We start from the raw sequence: 22,214 nt of genomic DNA, 5'->3' as shown, positions 1-22,214 counted from the left end.
CCTCGGGTCCGTACCCGGCAGTCATGGCCACGGAGATCGCGGACGGCGTCTGGCGGTTCGAGTGTCGCGGGGTCAACGCGTACCTGGTGTTCGACGACGTGCCGACCCTCGTCGACGCGGGCACGCCGTGGGACGAGGCGGCGATCCGGAACGGTCTCGGCGAGGCCGGCGTCGCGGTCTCGGAGGTCGGCCGCGTCCTGCTCACCCACTACGACCTCGACCACGTCGGGACGCTGGCCGCGTTGGCCCCTGAACTCGACGCGCCGGTCCACGCATACGGCTTCGACGCGCAGGTGCTTCGGGGCGCGCGGAAACCCCCGTTCCGCAACCACAAGGGCCTGATCCAGCGGCTCGGCGGTCTCGTCACAGACGCCGCCGACCTCGACGTGGAACCGGTCGCGGACGGCGAGACGGTCGGCTCCTTCACCGCCTATCACACGCCCGGCCACACGCCGGGGCACGTCGCGTACGTCAGCGAGGAACTGGGCGTCGGGCTGCTCGGCGACCTCGTCTCGGAGTCCGACGGCGGCCTCTCGCCGTCCGGCTGGCTGATAAGCTACGACACGGGCGCGGTCGAAGCGAGCGTCCGCGGACTCGCCGCTCGCGCCCCGCCCTTCGAGGTCGCCTGCGTCGGCCACGGGGACCCGCTCGCGTCGGGCGGCGGCGAGGCGTTGGGGCGGCTGGCGGCGCGGCTCTGACGGCTCAGCGGTTCACCGCGACTGGCGGTAGATGAGGTTGCGCTGGATGTCGTTCGCGCCCTCGTAGATCACCGGGATGCGCACGTCGCGGTAGACGCGGGCGATCCGGCGGTCGGTGAAGTTCGAGCGGCCGCCGTGGAGCTTCATGCCCTTCTCGGCGCAGTCGGTCGCGACCTCGGTCGACTTCGTCTTCGCCAGGGCGGCCCAGTATCCCGCGTCCTCGCCGTTCGCGACCTTCTCGCAGGCGCGCCAGTTGAGCGCGCGCGCCGACTCGAACCCGATCCGCATGTCCGAGATGGTGTGCTGGACGGCCTGGAAGTCGTCGATGGTGCGGCCGAACGCCTCGCGGTCGCTGATGAACGCCTCCGCCTCCTCGATGGCCGCGGCGGCGAGGCCGAGCCCGTGCCCGCCGACGACGACGCGACCGTGGTTGAAGAAGTCCGCGAGCGCGTAGAAGCCGCCGCCCTCGCTGCCGACGACGTTCTCCTCGGGGACGAAACAGTCCTCGAAGACGATGTGACCCTGCTTGGAGGCGCGCATCCCCATCTTCTCCGGGATGTGTTCCGCCTCGTAGCCGTCCGAGTCGGTCTCGACGATGAACAGCGTGTAGTTCGAGTAGCGGTCGTCGCCGTCGCCGGTCTTCGCGTAGACGGTGAGCCAGTCGGCCTCGACCGCGTTGCCGACCCAGTACTTCTCGCCGGTGAGCTCGTAGCCCCCCTCGACCTTCTCCGCCGTCGTGGTCATTCCCGCGAGGTCCGAGCCGGTCTGCGGCTCGGAGACCGCGAGCCCCGAGAGCTGCTCGTTCTCGGCGACCGGGCGGAGGTACTTCTCCTTCTGTTCCTCCGTCCCGTAGTCCTCGACCATCTCCGCGCCGAAGCTGGCGAGCTGGAGCGTGAGCGCGATGCCGGCGTCGGCGCGGTAGAACTCCTCCGCCATGGCGAGCATCTGCGCGAGGTCGAACCCTTTGCCGCCGTACTCCTCGCCGATGTCTTGGGCGACGAGCCCGGCGTCCATCCCCGCTTCGAGTACCTCCCACGGGTACTCTCCCGTGTCGTAGTACTCCTCGGCGTTCGGGGCGATGTACTCGTCGGCGAACTCGCGGGCCTCCTGTTTGACGTCTCGCGCGCGCTCCGGCACGATGCTGTCGTCGAATAACTCCATACGACACGTAACGGCCCCGCGGTCAAAACGTTCGTGGAACAACGACAAACGACGGGGGAGTTTACGTCCGATCGTCGGAGTCACCGCTCCCGCCGGCGTCGCCGCTCTCAGCGTCCTCGTCGAGCGTCCCTCCGTCGTCGGCCTCGCCGGACTCGTTCCCCGAGCCGTCCGCGCCCCGGTCGTCCGTGAAGCCGTCGCCGCCCTCCGCGTCCTCGATGATGTCGCCGACCGGAGCGGTCTCGGGGGTGTCGGTTTCCCCGTCGTCCGCCGCGTCGTCGGGCGCGCCGTCCGCGCCTTCGGACGCGCTCTCCCCGGGCGTCTGTTCCTCCGGCGGTTCGGTCGGGTCGGCGGGCTCGAATCCGGCGGTTTCGAGGCGGGCGTCGACGCGCTCTCGGAGGTCCGCGCCGCGCTCGCGGAGGGCGGTCCGCGTCGCTTCCCTGTCGACCGTCCCGGAGACCGTCCGGGGCAGTTCCTCGACGTACGCGACGGTCTTCGGGATCTTGAATCCGGCCAGCCGCTCGCGGGCGAACGCGAGGAACGCCGCCTCGTCGACGGGCGAGGGGCCGATGACTCCCGTGCCCGCGCTCGGCTCGGCGGATCCGTCCGCCGGAGACTCTTCCTCCGCGGCCTGTTCGGAGCCGTCCGATCCGGGGTCGGCCGATCCGGAGCCGTCCGATCCGGGGTCGGCCGGTTCGCGATCGCCCTCCGTGGAGTCGCTCTCCGCGGGGACGCCGTCGGCGGAATCGGCGTCGGGCGCGACCGGCGGGAATCGGTCCCCGACGGCGAGGAGCGCCGCGACCCGCTCGCCCCACGTGTCGTCGTCGAGCCCGACCACCGCAACGTCGTCGACCTCGGCGTACTCGCGGAGCACGTCCGCAACCTCCCCGGGCTCGACGTTCTCGCCGCCGGTGATGATCCGGTCGTCGACGCGGTTGAGCACGTGGAGGTACCCCGACTCGTCGAACCGTCCCACGTCGCCGGTGTGGAGTCCGTACGGACCGAAGTCGCTCCGATCGATGTCGGCGGGGTCGATCCCGTTCACGCCGAACGAGTCCGACGCTGGGCCGTCGCGTTCGTCTGTTTCGTCGGGTCCGTCGGAGGGGTCGGAGCCTTCGCCCCCCGCCTCGACGAGGTACCCCGGCGTGATCGTCGGTCCGCTGACGGCGATCTCGCCGGTCTCGCCCGGCGCGACCGGGTCGTCGTCGTCGCCGACGACGGTCACGTCGGTGCCGAAGAGGGGCCGGCCGACCGTCCCGATCCGGTCTCTGGTCTGCCGCGGCGTCGCGGTCGTGATCTGCGAGGCGGCCTCCGTCATCCCGTAGGTCGGGTATACGGGGATCGAGTAGTCCCGGCACCGCTCCAGCAGCTCCGCCGGCGCGGGCGCGCCGCCGAGCAGGACGACGCGGAGCGAGTCCGACAGCGTCCCGCGGCGGTCGAGCATCCGCCGGAGCATCGTCGGGACGAGCGAGACGCCGGTCACGTCGTACGCGTCGATGTCGTCGGCGGTGCCGCCCGCGTCGAACCCCTCCCGCAACACGAGCGTGGTCCCGTACAGCACCGACCGGTACACCGGTGCGAGCCCGCCCATGTGGTGGAGCGACAGCGACACCAGCCACCGGTCGTCGGCCTCGACGCCCAGCCGGAACCCGGAGGCGACCGCGGAGCTGTACACGTTGCCCGCGGTCAGCGGCACGGGCTTGGGGTCGCCGGTGGTCCCGGAGGTGAACAGCACGCAGAGCGGGTCCTCGAACGACCACTCCGGCGGGTCCAGCGACGCCGGCTCGACGTCGTGGACCGCGGTCACGTCCGCGCTCGCCGGGTCGTCGACGGAGTACACGGGGACCCCGTCGATCCGGGACGCCGCGTCGGTCGCGGTCGGCTCCGTGGCCTCCGCGCAGACGACGGCATCGAGGTCCGTCCGCTCGACCCGGGCCGCGATCTCGCGCGGCGTCAGCTCCTCGCCGAGCGGGACGAACGTCGCCCCGATCCGCATCGTCGCGTGGACGAGCCCGACGGTGCCAACGTACGGCGGCGTGAGCACGCCGATCCGGTCGCCCTCGCCCATTCCGTGTGCGACGAGCCGCCCCGCGGTCTCGGAGACGAGGCGGTCGAGGTCGGTGTAGCTCCACGCCTCCCCGTCCTCGGCGCGGATCAGGGCGTCGTCGTCCGGCGACGAGACGACGCGGTGTGACAGCCAGTCGCGCATCGCTGTCACCCCCGTTCGCCGGGGGAGGCGGGGTTACTCATCCGTCGGCTGTCGCACGGTCAACACCGGCACGTCCGAGGTCCGGACGACGCGCTCCGTGACGCTTCCCAGCAGGTAGCGGTCGAGCCCCTTCCGACCGTGGGTCCCCATCACGACGACGTCGATGCCGTGTTCGTCGACGTAGTCGTGGATCGACTGGTACGCGGTCCCGGACGCGACGGTCGCGACGCAGTCGACCCCGGCGTCGGCGGCGGCGTCCGCGACCCGCCCCGTCGCCGCCTCGCCCTCGGATTCGAGCGCGTCCACGACGACCTCCGCCCCGGCCTCTAAGCTGGAGTAGGCCGCGCCGTCGACGACGTACAGCGCGTGGAGGCGGGCGTCGTAGCGGTCGGCGAGGTCGATCGCGTGTTCGATCGCGGCGTCCGACGCCGGGCTGCCGTCCGTCGGAACGAGGATTTCTGAGTACATCTCACTCCGTGGGTACAGCGGGTAGCGATTAAAAACCCGATCCAACGGCTCCGGAGCCGACGGCGACGCCGTCGTCCGACGTGCGAATCGCCCTACCTGAAGCCCATGGCTTCGATCTGCTCTTGATACCGGTTGCGGATGGTGACCTCGGTGACCTGGGCCACGTCGGCGACCTCGCGCTGGGTCTTCTTCTCGTTACAGAGCAGCGAGGCCGCATAGATGGCGGCCGCGGCGAAGCCCGTCGGCGACTTCCCGGAGAGCAGTCCCTGTTCGGCGGACACGTCGATGATCTCCGTCGCCTTCGACTGGACCTCCTCGGAGAGCTGGAGCGAGGACGCGAACCGCGGGACGAACTGCTTTGGGTCGACCGGCCGCAGCTCTAACCCCAGTTCCTGCGAGATGTACCGATACGTGCGCCCGATCTCCTTTTGTGGGACCCGAGAGACGTCCGCGACCTCGTCGAGGCTCCGGGGGATCCCCTCCTGTCGACAGGCGGCGTAGAGGGCGGCGGTGGAGACGCCCTCGATCGAGCGACCGCGGATCAGGTCCTCGTTGAGCGCGCGTCGGTAGATGACGGACGCCACTTCGCGTACCGACCGGGGAACGCCGAGCGCCGAGGCCATCCGATCGATCTCCGAGAGCGCGAACTGGAGGTTGCGCNGGGAACGCCGAGCGCCGAGGCCATCCGATCGATCTCCGAGAGCGCGAACTGGAGGTTGCGCTCGCCCGCGTCCTTCGTCCGGATCCGCTCCTGCCACTTGCGCAGGCGGTGCATCTGCGACCGCTTCTCCGAGGAGAGCGAGCGGCCGTAGGCGTCCTTGTCCTTCCAGTCGATCGTCGTCGTCAGCCCCTTGTCGTGCATCGTCTCCGTGATCGGGGCCCCGACGCGCGACTTCGACTGCCGCTCGTTGTGGTTGAACGCGCGCCACTCCGGGCCGCGGTCGATGTTCCGCTCGTCCAAGACGAGCCCGCAGTCCTCACAGACCAGCTCCTGATCGGCGTCCGTGACGATGTTCTCCGAGTCGCACTCCGGACAGGCAACCGTCGATTCGTCCGTTTCCTGCTCCGTGTTCCGCTCCTGTTGCCGCTGGCGGCTCGGACGTTCCATTAAAACGTTTCTGGTCATTCTCGTATTTAAGTCTTGTCCAGATCTATAATCGACCCTGACAGACACGGCGTCGTTTCGATGTCCGAATTTCGGGGCTCTGAGGGCGTTTACTGCGCGAACAAGCAAATCGAGCATCCTCTGCGGAGATTCGAGAAGCCGCCGGCGTTCCCGACGGGACGCACAAAACGTGACCGCGGCGGTCGGTCGGAATCTGTCGCGTCCGATCGCCCGCGTCGCTCCCGATACCGACCGGATTGCCGGCCGAAACCGGCACCGGTCCCGAGCGGTCGATTCACGCTCGTCGCCGCGGTATATTACTGTAGAACATCTATAAAGATTTTTGTATAACCTACACCAATGGGTGTGTATGAGCACCACCTCGTCACCCGGCATCGAACGCACGCTTCGGGGCTGTCGCCCCGCCGACGTCGACCCCGTCGTCATCGACGCGTCGGACCTCGACAGCACCGCGCCCGACCACCTCCGCGACCTCAAACAGGGGCTCGCGGCCCGCGGTTACCAGCCCGCCGCGGTCGCGACCGAGGCCGAGTTCGACGCCGACAGCACGCTCGAACGCCAGCGCGAGGCCGACCGCCTCCGCGGACTCGTCCGCGCCGCGTCGTTCCTCGGTGCCGGTCGGATCGAGGTCAGCGTCGCCGCCGACGCGGAGTGCGACGAGGTCCGAACCGTCCTCGCCGCGCTCTCCGAGCGGGCGGACCGCGAGGGCGTCGAACTCGTCCGCGTCGGAGCGGACGACGACGCCTGACCGATGGCGACGAAGCGGTCGCTCGCGACCAAGCTCGGCGTCGTCGCCGGATTCGAGCGTCCCGACGCGGCCCTCGAACAGTACCCGACGCCCCCAGAACTCGCCGCGCACGTGGTCCACCTCGCCGACCTCCACGGCGACGTCGAGGGCCGCACGGTGATCGATCTGGGCGCTGGCACCGGGATGTTCGCGCTCGCCGCGGCGCTGCGCGGTCCGGCCCGCGTCGTCGGGCTCGAACTCGACGGCGACCCGCTGAGCGTCGCCCGGGCCAACGAGCGCCGCGTCGCGGCCAGCGCCCCGGTCCATTGGGTCCGGGGCGACGCCACCCGACCCCCGCTCGCCGTCGCCGAGCCGGCGACCGTCGTGATGAACCCCCCGTTCGGCGCGCAGGACGGGAACCGCAACGCGGACCGGGCGTTCCTCGCCACCGCGAGCGACCTCGCCGAGGTGTCTTACTCGGTCCACAACGCCGGCAGCCGGGAGTTCGTCGAGGCGTTCGCCGCGGACGAGGGCGGCGAGGTGACCCACGCGTTCGCCGCCGAGTTCCGGATCGAGGCACAGTTCGACCACCACACCGACGAGGCGCGCGACGTCGACACCGAAGTGTACCGGATCGAGTGGGCCTGACGGGTCCGCGACCGCCCGGCGCGGACTCCCGCCCTCCTCCGGTTACTGCCGCCCCTCGTACGTCTCCCGTTGCGCGATCCGCACGCGCGTCTCGCCCCGCTCCGCGAACACGGCGTCGTTCTCCCGTACGAACGTGATCCCTCGGACCGTTGTCGACTCGTTCGCGGCCGGGAGCGGCGCGGTGACGTTGTTCCCGTTGCCGCCGATCACCGACAGCTCGAACCCGCCCTCCGCGGCCGCGACGACGACGTTCCGACCGTCGATCCGCGGCTCGGCTCGGGCCGGACCGCTCGCGAACAGCGTCCGTCTGGTCTCGTTTCGGACCGCGTCGACCCGGTAGGTCGGGCCGCCGCCGGTCGCGACCCAGCCGACCCGCTGGACCCAGACGGTCTCGCGCCAGCCCGTGCCGCCCACGTCGACCGCGCGGTACCCCCAGAACGCGAGGTTGCCCTTCGAGACGGCGGTCGTCCATATCTCGCGGTCCGGGTGGCTGACGATCACGCCCGACGTGTTGACCGACGTCGAGCGGCCGAACGCCTCCACGTCGACGACGCTCACGAGCCGGTCCTCGACGTCCTCGGCGTACGTCACCTGATACCCCTCGACCTCGACCGGGTCGCCGGGGAGGTCCCCGTCGTCGACGGCGGCGAGGTTCGGGACGACGCCCGGTCCCGCGACGACCGCCAGCGCCGCGACGAGGAGGAGGATCCCGATCGCGGCGGGCGTCGCGGACCGGATCCCGGCCCGGAGCGTCTCCGGGTTCGGGACCGCCCGGTCCGGCCACAGCGGCTCGTCGCGCGAGACGGCGGCGACCGCGACGATCGCCCCCAGCAGGGCGAGCAGCCCGAGCCCCACCGCGCGGTACAGCTCGTACTGCTCGTTCCCGAGGTACCAGTACACCGCCCACAGCCGCCGCGAGGCACCGAACAGGAGCAGCGCGCCGAACACGACGAGCGCGGAGCGCTCGGTCGCGCCCGCGCTCGATTCGCTGTCCCCCGCGGTCGCGTTCGGGTGGCGGCTCCACCTGCTCCTCGCCGCGTCCGGCTCGGGTCCCTCCTCGCCTGGCCCTCGGCCTTCGTCGCTCCGGCCCCGACTCCGGCGTCGAACGAGGACGACCGCGATCAGCGCGCCGCCGATGAGCCCGAGCGCGTGCCCCTGTATCGCGATGTTCGCCCAGCTCGGCGCGCCGTAGGAGGGGGACGCCTCGGCGAACGCGACCGGGACTCGGAGGGCGTCGTAGAGGACGCGGACGAGCGTCGTCCCCGCCATTGCCACGAGCGCGGCGACGGGGCGAGTGACCAGCGCGAACCCCCAGTACGCGAACACGACGACCGAGAAACCGATCACCGGGCCGAGCGCGAACAGCGCGGAGAGGAGCCCGAAGGCGACGGCGGCACCGGGGACGATCAGGAACGCCCGGACGTAGGGGTTCGACGCGAGCGACCCGGCGGCCGCGATCCGGCTCGGCAGGCGTCGGATCCGCCGCGGGATGCCCCGCGCTTTACTCGGCAGTCGCCGGAGTCGGGCGGTGAGCGGCTCCGGCTCGTCGACCTCGCGGCCGCCGGGGAAGTGGCCGTACGCGTACTCGGCGAGCCCGCCGGCGACGAGCGCGGACAGGAGGTTTCCGGTGACGTGTCCGCGGCCCGAGTGCGCGAAACTGGACCACAAGAGGCCCTCGGGGTAGAAGTACGACCACGACCGGAACGGGATCACGACCGGCCGGTTCGGGTCGTCGATCCCCGACTGGACGAACAGGTACACCCCGATCACGCCCGCGATCACGACGAGCGTCCCCCACGGGACGCCGAGGAGGAGCCGCGAGCGGAGCGCCCGCGTCCAGTCGCCGGCCGGGCGGTCGACGAGGTACACCGCGCCGAGCGCGACGACGACGCCCGCGGCCCCCGCGGCGAGGTGAACGGCGTCCGACGTCAGCGCCTCCGCGACCATGTCACGACGGAGAGGGCCGCGCGCACATCAATTCGGGGGTCGGCAGCGTTCCGCGACGAACGGGAGGCCGGAAGCGAGGGAGGCTCGGAAACGGAGAGAGTCAGAGGCGGGAGAAATCCGAAGCGAGAGACTCGGACGTACGGGAGCACCAATCGAGACGGCCCCGAAAACGCCGACCGATCCCCCGGTCCACCGCGGGAGAGCGTTCGTCTCAGATCTTGCTTTCGGCGTCGTCGGCGAGCTCCTCCATCCGCTTGCCGACGCGGCCGGCGGGCGAGAACTCGTCTTCGCTCATCGCGTTCGCTAAGGCGTTACCGAGGACGAACACGGCGTGTTTGTGCTCGCTCTTCGATTTGTGGACGTGGGAGGGGTCGACGTCGAGCTCGTCGTAGGGGTCGAAGAGCGACCCGTCCACCGTCTCCTGCGCGCGGAAGTGCTCCATGATCGTCACCATCTGTTCGTGGAGTTCGAGCAGTTCGTCCTTGTGCATACCCTCGGATACGGTCTGTAGGCCCTTTAAGCGTTGTTGAGGCCGGTACGCACGGTTCCGCGTTCCCGGACCCCGAGCGGAGCGGTGCGCGGTCAGAAGCGCGCGGTCAGAAGACGTACTCGTCTTCGTGGCCCATCATCCCCTCGTCCTCGAAACCGCTGGAGTCGTCGTCGTCTCTCGGGCCGCTCGTCTTGTACGCCTTGATGCCCGTCGATAGCAGTTCCTCGACCGCCTCCTCCCGGTTGAGGAACTCGCCCTCCTCGACCATCTGGGCGATCTGCATCTCCAGATGCTCCGGCACCGTTATCTTCACTCGTGGCATTTGCTGTCCGGGTCTTGTGGGATAGTACATATAAAAGTGGCGTCGCAGATCCGTATAATTGAAAACTCAAAACCGATCTCGGAAATTCTCTTTTTGATCGATGAAACACCTGTTTCGATATTTCGAACGCGCCGACACCGATCGCGGGAGCCGAGCGCTCGCCCGCGATCCCCTCTCGGGAGCGACATCCATACGTCGGTCCGGGTCGTATCGGAGTCCATGACAGCATCCCGTGCCGACTCCGTGGAGGATCTCACGGACCTCTACCGCGAGTACGGCGACGACCGGCTCCCGCCGGGCCAACGCGAGACCGACGGCTTCCCCGTCCTCTCGAAGAGCGGGACCCCCTCGTGGGACCCGGAGACGTTCGAACTCGAGGTGTGGGGCGCAGTCGAGGAGCCGCTCTCCTTCTCGCTCGACGAGTTCCGCGACCTCCCGAGCGTCACCCAGCGGCAGGACTTCCACTGCGTGACGGGGTGGAGCAGGTTCGACTGCGAGTTCGCGGGCGTCGCCTTCGCGGAGTTGGCCGAACGCGCCGGCGTGACCGACGACGCCGAACACGTCATGTTCCACGCGCTCGACGGTTACACGACCGACCTCCCGCTCGACGAGTGTACGAAGCCGGGCGTCCAGCTGACGTACGGCTTCGACGGCGACGACCTGCCCGCCGACCACGGCGGCCCGATCCGCGTCGTCACGCCGCACAAGTACGCGTACAAGGGCGCGAAGTGGGTCTCCGGCGTCGAGTTCCTCACGGAGAAGGAGCTCGGCTACTGGGAGAAGCGGGGGTACAGCGACACGGCGAACCCCTGGAACGAGGAGCGCTACAGCTGACGCTCGTCGATTCTCGCTTGACTTTACTCCCGTCGCTCGGATTTCCCCCGTCTACCCGCCTCGATAGTCAGGGTAAAGAGTCCCCGTCCCCGACACGTAACGCATGGAACAGGCGCGCTCGCGGTCGTCGCCGCCGCTGGTCAGCCGGACCACGGAGATCGACGAGCCGGCGTTCGCGGCGGCGTTCGACGCGCTCTCGTCGCCGCGCACGACCTGGAGCGCGCCCGACGACGCGCTGGTGCTCGGCGGCGGCGCGGCCGCGACGCTGACCGCGTCCGGGACCGACCGGTTCGCCGCGGTCCGCGAGGCGACGACCGAGCTGTTCGAGGCCGGCGACGTCCACGCCGGGACCGAGGCGGCCCGCCCCCGCGTCTTCGGCGGGTTCGCCTTCCACGAGGGGGCCTGCGACGGCGACCCGTGGAAGCCCTTCTCCGAGGCGCGGTTCGTGCTGCCGCGGGTCCAGCTGACGGTCGCGGACGACGGCGGCGCGTGGCTGACGGTCAACGCGGTCGGCGACGACGCCGACGTCCCCGCCGTCGAGGACCGGCTGGCGCGTGAGGTCGACCGCTTCGCGGCGCTCGACGCGGCGGATCCCGCAGACTCGACCGCCGACCGCGCCGCTCGCAGCCCTCGACCGGGGATCCGCGAGAGCCGTCGGACGACGAGCCGCGCGGCGTGGCGCGAGAGCGTCGCCGCCGCGGTCGACCGGATCCGCGACGGTGACCTCCGGAAGGTGGTGCTCGCGCAGGCGCTGGAGGCCGACCTCGCGGCGGACTTCCCGGAGGCGGCCACGCTCGAACGCCTCGCGGAGAAGTACCCCGATTGCCACCGCTACTGGTTCGAACCGGCCGGCGGCGAGCGCGCCTTCTTCGGTGCCACGCCCGAGCGACTGGTCTCGCTGCGCGGTCGGACCGTCGAGACGGACGCCCTCGCCGGGACGACCGGGCGCGGCGAGACGCCGGCCGAGGACGAGTGGCTCGCGCAGGAGCTGCTCGACGACGAGAAGAACGTCCACGAACACGAGCTGGTCGCGGAGACCGTCCGCGATCAGCTGGAGCCGTTCGCGGCCTCCGTCTCCGCGGGCGAGCGTCGCGTCCGGCGGCTCGCGACGGTCCAGCACCTCCACACGCCGATCACCGCCGAACTCGACGCGGACCGTCACGTGCTCGACCTCGTCGAGGCGCTCCACCCGACGCCCGCGGTCGGCGGACTGCCGCCGGACCGCGCGCTGGAGACGATCCGCGAGACGGAGCCGTTCGACCGCGGCTGGTACGCCGCCCCGGTGGGCTGGATCGACGCCGCGGGCAACGGCGCGTTCGCGGTCGCGATCCGCTCGGCCGTCGCGAGCCGGCGGCGCGCCACGCTGTTCGCGGGCGTCGGCATCGTCTCCGACTCCGACCCCGACCGCGAGTGGGACGAGGTCCAGCTGAAGTACCGACCGATACTCGACGAGTTAGAGACCGACGCGAGCGACTCGCCGGATCGATAACCGCTCTCCCTACTGGAACATCTTCAGCGGCTCGGCCTGCGTGCTCTCCTCCGTCGCCGCCCGCATCTGCTCGGCGAGCTGCTGTTTCGCCTCCCGGATCTCGGTCGCCTGCTCCACGAGTCCGTCGGTCGGCGTCTCGATCCCAGCGACGGGGTCGATCCCGTCGCGGATGAGCGCCCGCGCCGCCTCGGGGTCGGGGAACTTCGGGTCGGACTCGACGACCAGCCCGACGGCGTCGCGACCGTCTTCCAGCGCGGCCGCCAGCATCGCGCCCGTCGGCCCGGAGACGAGTCCGGACTCGGGCGGTTCCGTCACCTCGGCGCGCGCGAGCGCCTCGCCGCCGTCGCCGGTCGCGATCCCGTACAGGTCCGGCGGGGACTCGTCCTTCTCGCGGCCGAGCCCCGACAGGAACACCGGGAACAGATCGACCTCGTCGAACCACGAGCCGAGACACGCCGCCACCTCCGTCGCCGCGCCCGGCTTCACCGGCACGTCGCTGCGGAGCGCGACGAGGTCGTTCTCGGGGTCGGCGTACAGCCGAACCGGGGTCGTCGCGGCCGTCTCGCCTTCGTGATACACCGCAACCGGCGGGAGGCCGTCGCAGTGGACGTTCGCGTGGTGGGTCATCTCGTGGACGTCGATCAGGTGGTCGGTCGCGATCTTCCCGACGAGCCCGACGCCTGGGAACCCCTCGATCAGCGTCGGCTCCTCCAGCGAGACGTCGTCGACGACGGAGATGCGCGTCATGCGCGAGGGTACGACTGGCACGGACCTAAAGGTGCGGCGCGCGTCGGGCGCGGGGTCGGGTCCGAGCGCGGGCCGGCCGCCCGCGTCCCGAAACCGTCTAACGGCCCGGCGCGAAAGGGGAGCCAATGAATCCGCTCGACCGATACGAGTCGCTCGTCGACGACGTCGACGCGTTCCGGGCGGCGTGCGACCGTCCCCTCCCCTCGGTCGTGCGCACGAACGAGATCGCGGCGACGCCGGCCCGCGTCCGCGAGGCGTTCGACGAGGCGGGCGTCGCCTACGAGGCGGTCGACTGGCACGACGGCCTCTTCCGGCTCCCGGACGGGAACCCCGGCGGCAACTGGCCGTACGTCCACGGCTGGACGCACGGACAGGAGGAGGTGTCCGTGCTGCCCGGCCTCGCGCTCGACCCGCGGCCGGGCGAGCGCGTCTGGGACGCCTGCGCGGCCCCCGGCAGCAAGACCACCCAGATCGCGGACGCGATGGGCGACGAGGGGACCGTCGTCGCCAACGACAACAACCTCGGCCGCCTCTCCGCGCTCCGGCATAACGCGGAACGGCTCGGGATCACGAACACCGTCGTCACGAACCAGGACGCCCGGAACTTCTCTTTGAAGCCGCTGGCGTTCGACGAGTTCGACCGCGCGCTGGTCGACGCCCCCTGCTCGTGTGAGGGCACCTGCCGCAAGAACCCGGACGTCTTAGACCAGTGGACGCTCGACCACGTCCACGCGGTCGCGGGGATCCAGAAGGGCGTGCTGGCCCGCGCCGTTCAGGCGACCCGTCCCGGCGGAGTCGTCGTCTACTCAACGTGTACGTTCGCTCCGGAGGAGAACGAGGCGGTCCTCGACCACGTCCTCGACGGGGAGGACTGCGAACTCGTCGCGTTCGACCTCCCGGTCGAGACGGACCCCGGCGTCACCGAGTGGGACGGCGAGACGTACGACGAGTCGGTGACGCGCGCGAAGCGCATCTACCCGCACCGCAACGACACGGGCGGGTTCTTCTGCGCGAAGCTGCGGGTCGGCGGCGAGGGAGACGACGCCGTGAGCGACGGCGGGGCGGCCGACGACGAGGAGGTGGCCGCATGAGCGACGACGCGCCCGAAAACGACGGCCAGCAGTTCGACCGGGTGCCGGCGACTCCCGACGAGCGGGAGGTCGAGGGGCGCGCGAGCCGGCAGGAGGTCCTCGACTGGTGGCACGAGCGGTTCGGAATCGAGCCGGCGGTCTTCGAGGGGTACAGCTTCTGGGAGAAGGGCGCTGGGAAGGTCTGGATATACAACGGCGAGGCGACCGACCCGAGCGAGGTCGAGGCGATAGGGATGACCTTCCTCCGCACGCGACAGGAGCACTGGAAGCCGACGGGCCGGGCGGTCTCCCGGTTCGGCCGGCACGCGACGAAGAACGTCGTCGAACTGGGTCCCGAGCGAGCGTCCCGGTTCGCGGCCGGCGAGGACCAGGACCTGCCCGAGTGGGACGGCGACTGGGGGTACCTGATCGCGACCCACGAGGTCGCCGGCGAGTCGGTCCCGATCGGTGTCGGGCTGTACCTCTACGACGAACTGCGGTCGGTGGTCCCGAAGGGCAGCCGGGCGGACCTGCCGGTCGTGGAGTAGGAACCGCGTCGGGGACTCACTCCGCCTTCTCCCGCACCGTCCCGCCGCCGAGCCCCTCCCACTCGACGCGGAACCCGAGCCGCGAGAGCGCGGCGCTGGCGTCGTCGAGGCCGTGTTCGTCGAGGATCGCCTCTGCCGCCGAGAGCGATATCCCCGGCTCGATCTCTCCCCCGACGGCCGCCAACACCGCGGGCCGCACGAGCGTGCGGCCGACCCGTTCGTGCTCGGGGAACGACACCCCCTCGACCGCCTCGACGCTCACGCCGCGCTCGGCGGCCAGTTCGGCCAGTCCGATCGCGTCGGCGTCGGGGACGAGTTCGTCCGGGAGGGCGGCGGCCGCGTCGGCGACGAACTCGGCCTCGTACTCGCGGAGCACGTCGACCACGTCCTTCACGCGCACCGTCCCGGAGTAGGTGACGACGCGGTGGTCGCGGGCGGCGATCTCCTCGCCGACGCCGAGGCTCTCGTCGACGGCGACGAGCAGGTCCACGTCCTCCACGTCGGCGAGCTGGCCGAGCTTCTTCTCGACGTACTCGGGGGTCCAGAAGCCCATCACCTCGAAGAACAGGCGGAAGTCGGCGTGGTCGTAGTCGAACGCGAAGTCCGGGATCATCACGCTCGCGCCGGTCTCCAGCGGCTCCGGCTCGCGGACCAGCGTCCAGTCGAGGTCGAGGCCGCGGACGCGCCCGGCGAAGTCGGCCTCGACCCCGCTGTCGAACGTCGGCTCCGCGACCGGCTCCACGTCGGGCACGGTCACGTCGCCGTCCGAGAGCCGCATCGTGCGCTCGCGGCCGCGGTCGTCGATCGTCGCCGAGAGCGACCACTCGGCCGACTCGGCGACGGTCCGGAGCAGCCGCGCGAACGCCGTGCCGTAGCGTCGGGTGCGCGTGAACAGCGCGTCGGGACCGGTGACGACCAGCTCTCGCCCCTCCGGCGTCTTCTCTACCTCGTACATCAGCCGCAGCCGCTTCACCGCCGAGACGAGCCGCTTCGGGTCGTTCGACCTGACCCTGACCTCGGTGGCGTCGAACAGCGCGGTCTGGGCCAGCGAGAGGTCGTACTGCTCCAGCAGGTCGTCCGGGTCCCAGCGCACGTCGGCGTCGACGAGGACCCGATTCACGTCGCGGTCGGCGTACAGCGACGCCTCCACGTCCCTCGGCTCGATTCCCAGCGCGTCGGCCGCGCGGCCGACCGCGGTCTCCCGCTCCGCCTCGCTCGCGACGCCGACCGCCGCCGCGGCCTCGAACGCGGCCCGGCGGACGCGACGCGGCGGGACCGGTGCGCGCGTCTCGAACTCGCACTCGCGCTCGACGAGCGCCGCGAGCCCGCGAACCAGCTTAAAATCGCCGTTGCGGGCGGCGGCGTCGGCCTCCAAGTCCGCCAGCGCGTCGTCGAGGTCGCCGCGGCGATCGCCGACGTGCGACTCGAAGGTCCCGAGGACCCGCGCCGCGAGCGGGCGGTGTTCCCGGGTCGTGAACTGCGGACGGTAGCCGCCGCCCGCCCGGGAGACGCGCAGGAGGTCCTTCCGTAACACGTTCACGCGGTACGCTCCGGCCGACCTAAAACGAGCGGATCGGCGCGACGGTCCCGCCGGTCGCCGAACCGCTTCAGTCGTCCGCTCGTTCCGCCTCCGGGGTGAACGTGACCCCTCCGATCTCGATCTCGTCCGGGACGCGGTCGGTGTCGTGGGTACCGACCGGGGGGACGTTCACCGCCGCGGCGGCCGACGCGTCGAGGTCGGTCTCGCCGCCGATGTCGGACATCTCCCCGTCCGCGTCCCGGGCGTCTTGGTCGATGCGCATCGAGCAGAACTCCGCGCCGCACATCGAGCAGAACCGGGCCTCCTTGTAGTTGTCTCCGGGGAGCGTCTGATCGTGGTAGTTCCGCGCGCGCTCCGGGTCGAGGGCGAGGTCGAACTGCCGCGTCCAGTCGAACTCGTAGCGCGCCTCGGAGAGTGCGTCGTCCCAGTCGCGCGCACCCGGGCGGTCGGCGGCGACGTCGGCGGCGTGCGCCGCGATCCGGTACGCCGCCAGCCCGTCCCGAACGTCCTCCGCGTCGGGGAGGCCGAGGTGTTCCTTCGGCGTGACGTAACACAGCATCGCCGCGCCCGCACGCGCCGCCTCGGTCGCGCCGATCGCGCTCGTGATGTGGTCGTAGCCGGGGGCGATGTCGGTCACGAGGGGCCCGAGGACGTAGAAGGGCGCGCCGTCGCACACCTCCTGCTGCCGGTCGACGTTGTCGGCGATCTCGTCCATCGGGACGTGGCCGGGACCCTCCACCATCACCTGAACGCCGCGGTCCCGCGCGACTCGGGTGAGCTCGCCGAGGGTTTCGAGCTCAGCGAACTGCGCCTCGTCGCTCGCGTCGGCGAGGCACCCGGGACGGAGGCCGTCCCCAAGCGAAACCGTCACGTCGTGTTCCGCGAAGATCTCGCAGATCTCTTCGAACTTCGTGTACAGGGGGTTCTGCGCCCCGTTCTCCTCGATCCACTGGGCGAGGATCGACCCGCCCCGCGAGACGATCCCGGTCTTTCGACCGTCGGTCAGCGGGAGGTGTTCCAGCAACACGCCCGCGTGGATCGTCATGTAATCGACGCCCTGTTCGGCCTGTTTCTCGATCACGTCGAGCAGGAGTTCCGGAGTGATCTCCTCCGGACTCTCCGCCCGTTTCACCGCCTCGTATATCGGGACCGTTCCGACCGGGACCGGCGAGTACGCGACGTTCGCCTCGCGAGTCTCGTCCAGCCGATCGCCAGTCGAGAGGTCCATGACGGTGTCGGCTCCGTAGTGGACGGCGGCGTGGAGCTTCCGCAGCTCCGCGTCGAGGTCGCTCGTCGACTCGCTGTTGCCGATGTTGGCGTTGACCTTCGTCGAGAAGTCCTCGCCGATGACCATCGGATCGAGCGAGTCGTGACCGCGGTTGTTCGGAATCACCGCTCGGCCCTCTGCGACCCGCCGCCGGACGAACGCCGCCTCGCAGTTCTCTCGCTCCGCGACGCGCTCCATCGCCGGCGTGATCTCCCCGTCTCGGGCCAGTTCGATCTGTGTTGCGGCCATTAATCACTCGGTTATACCACTAGCTAATATACTCTTCGGTGGTCCGTCCGGGTTCCGACCGGCGCGGGGTGCGACACGCTTAACCCCGAAACTCCTCGATCGGAGGGTAATGAGCACGGACGCGGCGGACGACACGAACGCCGAGAACGCGACGGGCGACGGCGACTCCGGCGGCGACGAGCCCGAGGCGTTCGTCCGCACCTGCGAACACCTCGTCGAGCGCATCCTCGCGGGCGAGGTCGAGCGCGACGACCTCGAACGCGCCAAGCTCGACGCCTGCTCGGAGTTCTCCTCGCCGAAGGTGCCGAAGAACACCGAGATACTCGATCACGCCCCCGCGGAACACCGCGACGACGTGATCGAGGTGGTCCAGCGCAAGCCCGTCCGGACGGCCTCCGGCGTCTCGCCGGTCGCGATCATGACCTCGCCGAAGCTGTGCCCGCACGGGAAGTGCCTCTACTGTCCCGGCGGACCGGCCTCGGAGTTCTCCTCCGCGCAGTCGTACACGGGCCACGAGCCGGCCGCCGCGCGCGGCGAGCAGAACGACTACGACCCGTACGGGCAGGTGACGCTCCGGCTCGAACAGCTCCGGAAGATCGGCCACCCGGTCGACAAGGTGGAGCTCATCCTGATGGGCGGGACGATGACCGCGCGGTCGCACGACTACCAGGAGTGGTTCGTCAAGCGCGCCCTCCAGGCGATGAACGACTACGACCTCGACGAGGAGCCGGAGCCGGCGGAGGGTGAGTCGTTCGCGCCCGCCCCCGACGAGACCGAGTTCGAGTACCTCGAAGACGTGATCGCCGAAAACGAGACGAACGCGATCCGCAACATCGGGACCACCTTCGAGACGAAGCCGGACTGGTGCGATCCGGAACAGATCGACCGGATGCTCGATCTGGGCGGGACGAAGGTCGAGGTCGGCGTCCAGACCACCTACGAGCGGATCAACCGCGAGATGCACCGCGGGCACGGCAACGAGGCGAGCCGGAACGCCAACCGCCGCCTGCGCGACGCCGCGTTCAAGGTCGGCTTCCACATGATGCCGGGGCAGCCGGGGATGACGAAGGAGATGTGTATCGAGGACTTCCGACAGCTGTTCGAGAACCCCGACTGGCGGCCGGACTACCTGAAGATCTACCCCACCCTCGTCGTCGAGGGCACGCGCGTCTACGACCGCTGGCGGCGCGAGGACTTCGACCCGCTCACGAGCGAGGAGGCGGCCGACGTCGTCGCCGAGGTGATGGACCTGATCCCGAAGTACACCCGGCTCCAGCGCGTCCAGCGAGACATCCCCGCGGACTTCATCGACGCCGGCGTCCAGAAGTCGAACCTCCGCCAACTCGCCGCACAGCGCGCCGAGGAGACGGGGATCGTCCAGCGCGACATCCGCGCCCGCGAGGTCGGCCACAACGACGCCGACCCGGACCCGGACGACGTGGAGCTCTCCGTCACCACCTACGAGGCGGGCGGCGGCACGGAACATTTCATCGCCTTCGAGGACCCCGTCCGCGACCTCCTCGTCGGGTTCTGCCGCCTGCGGTTCCCCTCGTTCGCCCCGGAGCAGCCCGGCGCGCCGGGCACCGAGGGCGACCCGATCCGGCCGGAGCTCGAAGACGCCGCGCTGGTGCGCGAACTCCACGTGTACGGCACCGAGGTCGGCATCGGCGGCGACGGCGACTGGCAGCATCAGGGGTACGGCACCCGGCTGCTCGAACGCGCCGAGGAGCTGGCCCGCGAGGCCGGCTACCGGAAGATCGCGGTGATCTCCGGGATCGGCGCGCGCGAGTACTACCGAGAGAAGCTCGGCTACCGGCAGGACGGGCCGTACGTGTCGAAGCGGCTCTGATCGACCGAACGGAGACGCTCCGAACCGCCCCCACAACGACACGCCTTTTCAGGGCCGACCCTCACGTTGCGGTATGGACCAGAAGCGGGAGCTGTCGAGCATCGACCTCGCCGCGCTCGTCACCGAGCTCAACCGGTACGAGGGCGCGAAGGTCGACAAGGCGTACCTCTACGACGACGACCTGCTCCGGCTGAAGCTCCGCGACTTCGACCGCGGCCGCGTCGAACTCATGATCGAGGTGGGCGATATCAAGCGCGCGCACGCCGCCGACCCCGACCGCGTCGCCGACGCCCCCGGCCGTCCGCCGAACTTCGCGAAGATGCTGCGGAACCGCATGTCCGGCGCGGACTTCGCGGGCGTCGAACAGTACGAGTTCGACCGGATCCTCACCTTCGAGTTCGAGCGCGAGGACCAGAACACGACGCTCGTCGCCGAGCTGTTCGGACAGGGGAACGTCGCCGCGCTCGACGAGACGGGCGAGGTGGTGGGGTCGCTGTCGACCGTCCGACTCAAGTCCCGCACGGTCGCGCCCGGCTCGCAGTACGAGTACCCCGGCTCCCGGCTCAACCCGCTCGACGTGAGCCGCGGCGGCTTCGAGCGACACATGCGCGAGTCGGACAGCGACGTGGTGCGGACGCTCGCGACGCAGCTGAACCTCGGCGGGCTCTACGCCGAGGAGGTGTGTACCCGCGCCGGCGTCGAGAAGGAGACGCCGATCGAGGAGGCGACCGACGACCAGCTCCGGGCGCTCCACGACGCGCTCTCCCGGATCGGTGAGCGGCTCCGGTCGGGGGACATCGACCCCCGCGTGTACGAGGAGTCGATCGACGGAAGCGGCGACGGAGACGGAAACGCGGACGACGCCGACCCCCGCGTCGTCGACGTCACGCCCTTCCCGCTCGCGGAACACGAGAACCTCCCGAGCGTCGGGTTCGACTCGTTCAACGACGCGGTCGACGAGTACTTCTACCGGCTCGGGAGCGAGGACACCGAGGCGGGCGACGCGCCCGCGGACGCGAGCGCCTCCCGCCCGGACTTCGAGGGAGAGATCGCCAAACAGGAGCGGATCATCGAACAGCAGGAGGGCGCGATCGAGGGGTTCGAGGAGCAGGCGCAGGCGGAACGGGAGCGCGCCGAGCTACTGTACGCGAACTACGACCTCGTCGACGAGGTGATATCGACGGTGCGGGAGGCCCGCGAGAGCGAGGTGCCGTGGGACGAAATCGAGGAGACGCTCGACGCCGGCGCGGAGCGCGGCATCCCGGCCGCGGAGGCCGTCGTCGACGTCGACGGCGGCGAGGGGACGGTGACGGTCGAACTCGCCGAGGAACCCGACGACGACGCGGTCGACGGCGAGGACGGCGCGAGCGGCGGGACGACCCGGATCGAACTCGACGCGAGCGAAGGGGTGGAGGTCAACGCCGACCGGCTCTATCAGGAGGCGAAACGCGTCGAGGAGAAGAAGGAGGGCGCGGTGGCGGCGATCGAGTCGACCCGCGCGGAGCTGGAGGCCGTCAAGGAGCGCAAGGCCGAGTGGGAGGAACAGCAGGCGGCCGACGACGGAAGCGCTCAGGGCGGCGACGGCGACGACGAGGACGACGACGAGGAGTACGAGACCGACTGGCTCTCGCGCGCCTCGATCCCGATCCGGAGCCCCGACGACTGGTACGACCGCTTCCGGTGGTTCCACACGTCGACGGGCTACCTCGTCATCGGCGGGCGCAACGCCGACCAGAACGAGGAGCTGGTGAAAAAGTACATGGACAAACACGACCGGTTCTTCCACACGCAGGCCCACGGCGGCCCGGTGACGATCCTGAAGGCCGCCGGTCCCTCCGAGTCGGCCGAGCCGGTCGATTTCTCGGAGGAGACGCTGCGGGAGGCCGCGCAGTTCGCCGTCTCCTACTCGTCGGACTGGAAGGACGGCCGCGGCGCGGGCGACGCGTACATGGTCGACCCCGATCAGGTGTCGAAGACGCCCGAGAGCGGCGAGTACATCGAGAAGGGGAGCTTCGTGATCCGCGGCGACCGCACCTACTTCGAGGACGTGCCCTGTCGGATCGCCGTCGGCGTCCAGTGCGAGCCGGTCACGCAGGCCATCGGCGGCCCGCCGTCGGCGATCGTCGACCGCGCGGCCGCGCACGTCACCTTCGAGCCGGGGATGTACGCGCAAAACGACGCCGCGATGATGGCGTACCGCGACCTGAAAGAGCGGTTCACCGACCAGTCGTTCGTGCGGAAGGTGGCGAGCGCCGACCAGCTTCAGGAGTTCCTCCCGCCGGGCGGGTCGGACATCGTAGACTGATCCGCGCCACGAGTCGCGGGCGAGCGGTTCGTCGAGCGCTCACCCCCGCCGAACGCGACGTTTTCAAGCCTCCGCGACGGAGGGCGACCATGACCTTCGAATCGCTGCCGGAGGGGTGGCGCGTGTGGAACGAGGAGCCGAGCGGTCGGGCCATCCTCGTCTACCGGCCCGACGTCTTCGGGGGCGGCGACCTCCCGGACGAGTGCCTCCCGACGATCTACCTGACGAACGGGTCCCGGAGCGCCCGGCCCGGGTCGGGCCAGTACGCCACCGAGGAGTGGCACGTCGTTCTCTTCCTCGAACCGGAGATCGAGGCGGTCGCGGAGACGTACGAGAGCCGCGAGGCGGGCGAGGCCGGCGCGGTCGACGTCGCGGAGCGGTTCGCCGCCGGCGACGTGGACTACCGGGCGGCGTATCAGGTGCCCCGCGAGGAGTACTTCGCCCGCCTCGACGAGTTCGTCGGCGGCGACGCCGTGGAGTGAGCACCGCGGCGGTCGACCGCATTTCTGTACACGATCGCGGA

The 22,214-nt window shown here is 70.4% G+C and carries 19 protein-coding genes and 1 pseudogene; 10 read left to right on the top strand and 10 right to left on the bottom strand.

Going from position 1 to position 22,214, the window contains the following annotated elements; all coding sequences use genetic code 11:
* Positions 1 to 23 precede the first annotated feature (23 nt).
* Complete coding sequence (locus tag C472_RS11960) at positions 24 to 698, top strand: MBL fold metallo-hydrolase (protein ID WP_006630100.1); 675 nt, start codon at positions 24 to 26, stop codon at positions 696 to 698.
* Positions 699 to 710: 12 nt separating this feature from the next.
* On the opposite strand, the gene C472_RS11955 is transcribed toward C472_RS11960, so the two are convergent.
* From C472_RS11955 to C472_RS11940, 4 genes and pseudogenes are all read right to left on the bottom strand, one after another.
* The gene (locus C472_RS11955) at positions 711 to 1,859 is read right to left on the bottom strand and encodes an acyl-CoA dehydrogenase family protein (RefSeq protein WP_006630099.1); all 1,149 of its coding nucleotides are present in this window, start codon (positions 1,857 to 1,859) and stop codon (positions 711 to 713) included.
* A gap of 61 nt (positions 1,860 to 1,920) precedes the next feature.
* Entirely contained in the window at positions 1,921 to 4,065 is a 2,145-nt protein-coding gene (locus C472_RS11950; RefSeq protein WP_006630098.1) for an AMP-binding protein, read from the bottom strand.
* Positions 4,066 to 4,098: 33 nt separating this feature from the next.
* A complete protein-coding gene (locus C472_RS11945; RefSeq protein ID WP_006630097.1) occupies positions 4,099 to 4,533 on the bottom strand; it encodes a universal stress protein in 435 nt (144 codons plus the stop codon).
* A gap of 92 nt (positions 4,534 to 4,625) precedes the next feature.
* Positions 4,626 to 5,641 (bottom strand): annotated as a pseudogene (locus C472_RS11940) (transcription initiation factor IIB).
* Positions 5,642 to 6,008: 367 nt separating this feature from the next.
* On the opposite strand from C472_RS11940, the gene C472_RS11935 reads away from it, so the two are divergent.
* Positions 6,009 to 6,407, top strand: a complete 399-nt coding sequence (locus tag C472_RS11935) for a hypothetical protein (protein ID WP_006630096.1) — start codon at positions 6,009 to 6,011, stop codon at positions 6,405 to 6,407.
* Between the two features lie 3 nt (positions 6,408 to 6,410).
* The gene (locus C472_RS11930) at positions 6,411 to 7,034 is read left to right on the top strand and encodes an METTL5 family protein (RefSeq protein ID WP_006630095.1); all 624 of its coding nucleotides are present in this window, start codon (positions 6,411 to 6,413) and stop codon (positions 7,032 to 7,034) included.
* Between the two features lie 42 nt (positions 7,035 to 7,076).
* On the opposite strand, the gene C472_RS11925 is transcribed toward C472_RS11930, so the two are convergent.
* The 3 genes from C472_RS11925 to C472_RS11915 form a co-directional block, all read right to left on the bottom strand.
* Positions 7,077 to 8,981 (bottom strand): rhomboid family intramembrane serine protease, encoded by a 1,905-nt coding sequence (locus tag C472_RS11925; protein ID WP_006630094.1) that lies wholly within the window; start codon positions 8,979 to 8,981, stop codon positions 7,077 to 7,079.
* A gap of 211 nt (positions 8,982 to 9,192) precedes the next feature.
* Complete coding sequence (locus C472_RS11920) at positions 9,193 to 9,471, bottom strand: UPF0058 family protein (protein ID WP_006630093.1); 279 nt, start codon at positions 9,469 to 9,471, stop codon at positions 9,193 to 9,195.
* A 106-nt stretch (positions 9,472 to 9,577) separates the two neighbouring features.
* Positions 9,578 to 9,793 (bottom strand): ribbon-helix-helix domain-containing protein, encoded by a 216-nt coding sequence (locus tag C472_RS11915; protein ID WP_006630092.1) that lies wholly within the window; start codon positions 9,791 to 9,793, stop codon positions 9,578 to 9,580.
* 219 nt (positions 9,794 to 10,012) lie between these two features.
* On the opposite strand from C472_RS11915, the gene C472_RS11910 reads away from it, so the two are divergent.
* Positions 10,013 to 10,627, top strand: coding sequence for a sulfite oxidase-like oxidoreductase (locus tag C472_RS11910; protein WP_049906576.1), 615 nt, complete (start codon positions 10,013 to 10,015; stop codon positions 10,625 to 10,627).
* A 103-nt stretch (positions 10,628 to 10,730) separates the two neighbouring features.
* Positions 10,731 to 12,116: an isochorismate synthase gene (locus tag C472_RS11905; protein ID WP_006630090.1), complete on the top strand. Its 1,386-nt coding sequence runs from the start codon at positions 10,731 to 10,733 to the stop codon at positions 12,114 to 12,116.
* Between the two features lie 9 nt (positions 12,117 to 12,125).
* Here the strand turns inward: C472_RS11905 and C472_RS11900 are convergent, their stop codons facing one another.
* Positions 12,126 to 12,863 (bottom strand): proteasome assembly chaperone family protein, encoded by a 738-nt coding sequence (locus C472_RS11900; RefSeq protein ID WP_006630089.1) that lies wholly within the window; start codon positions 12,861 to 12,863, stop codon positions 12,126 to 12,128.
* 125 nt (positions 12,864 to 12,988) lie between these two features.
* Here C472_RS11900 and C472_RS11895 point away from each other — a divergent pair, with 125 nt between their 5' ends.
* Complete coding sequence (locus tag C472_RS11895; protein ID WP_006630088.1) at positions 12,989 to 13,954, top strand: RsmB/NOP family class I SAM-dependent RNA methyltransferase; 966 nt, start codon at positions 12,989 to 12,991, stop codon at positions 13,952 to 13,954.
* Complete coding sequence (locus C472_RS11890; RefSeq protein ID WP_006630087.1) at positions 13,951 to 14,481, top strand: DUF7122 family protein; 531 nt, start codon at positions 13,951 to 13,953, stop codon at positions 14,479 to 14,481. Before C472_RS11895 ends, C472_RS11890 begins: the two co-directional genes overlap by 4 nt.
* Positions 14,482 to 14,497: 16 nt before the next feature.
* On the opposite strand, the gene C472_RS11885 is transcribed toward C472_RS11890, so the two are convergent.
* Complete coding sequence (locus C472_RS11885) at positions 14,498 to 16,015, bottom strand: DUF790 family protein (RefSeq protein WP_006630086.1); 1,518 nt, start codon at positions 16,013 to 16,015, stop codon at positions 14,498 to 14,500.
* 73 nt (positions 16,016 to 16,088) lie between these two features.
* Positions 16,089 to 17,537 carry a phosphomethylpyrimidine synthase ThiC gene (thiC, locus tag C472_RS11880; protein WP_006630085.1) on the bottom strand — a complete coding sequence of 483 codons (1,449 nt, stop codon included), beginning with the start codon at positions 17,535 to 17,537 and terminating at the stop codon, positions 16,089 to 16,091.
* Positions 17,538 to 17,646: 109 nt separating this feature from the next.
* Between thiC and C472_RS11875 the strand changes: the two genes are divergently transcribed.
* The 3 genes from C472_RS11875 to C472_RS11865 all read left to right on the top strand — a co-directional run bounded on the left by C472_RS11875 (position 17,647) and on the right by C472_RS11865 (position 22,173).
* Positions 17,647 to 19,386, top strand: a complete 1,740-nt coding sequence (locus C472_RS11875; RefSeq protein WP_006630084.1) for a tRNA uridine(34) 5-carboxymethylaminomethyl modification radical SAM/GNAT enzyme Elp3 — start codon at positions 17,647 to 17,649, stop codon at positions 19,384 to 19,386.
* Between the two features lie 73 nt (positions 19,387 to 19,459).
* Positions 19,460 to 21,691, top strand: a complete 2,232-nt coding sequence (rqcH, locus tag C472_RS11870; RefSeq protein WP_006630083.1) for a ribosome rescue protein RqcH — start codon at positions 19,460 to 19,462, stop codon at positions 21,689 to 21,691.
* Between the two features lie 89 nt (positions 21,692 to 21,780).
* Complete coding sequence (locus C472_RS11865) at positions 21,781 to 22,173, top strand: DUF5820 family protein (protein ID WP_006630082.1); 393 nt, start codon at positions 21,781 to 21,783, stop codon at positions 22,171 to 22,173.
* The last annotated feature ends 41 nt before the right edge of the window (positions 22,174 to 22,214 follow it).

The sequence above is a fragment of the Halorubrum tebenquichense DSM 14210 genome (genome assembly GCF_000337415.1).
Classification (GTDB): Archaea; Halobacteriota; Halobacteria; order Halobacteriales; family Haloferacaceae; genus Halorubrum; species Halorubrum tebenquichense.
This window is presented reverse-complemented; position numbering and strand designations above follow the sequence as displayed.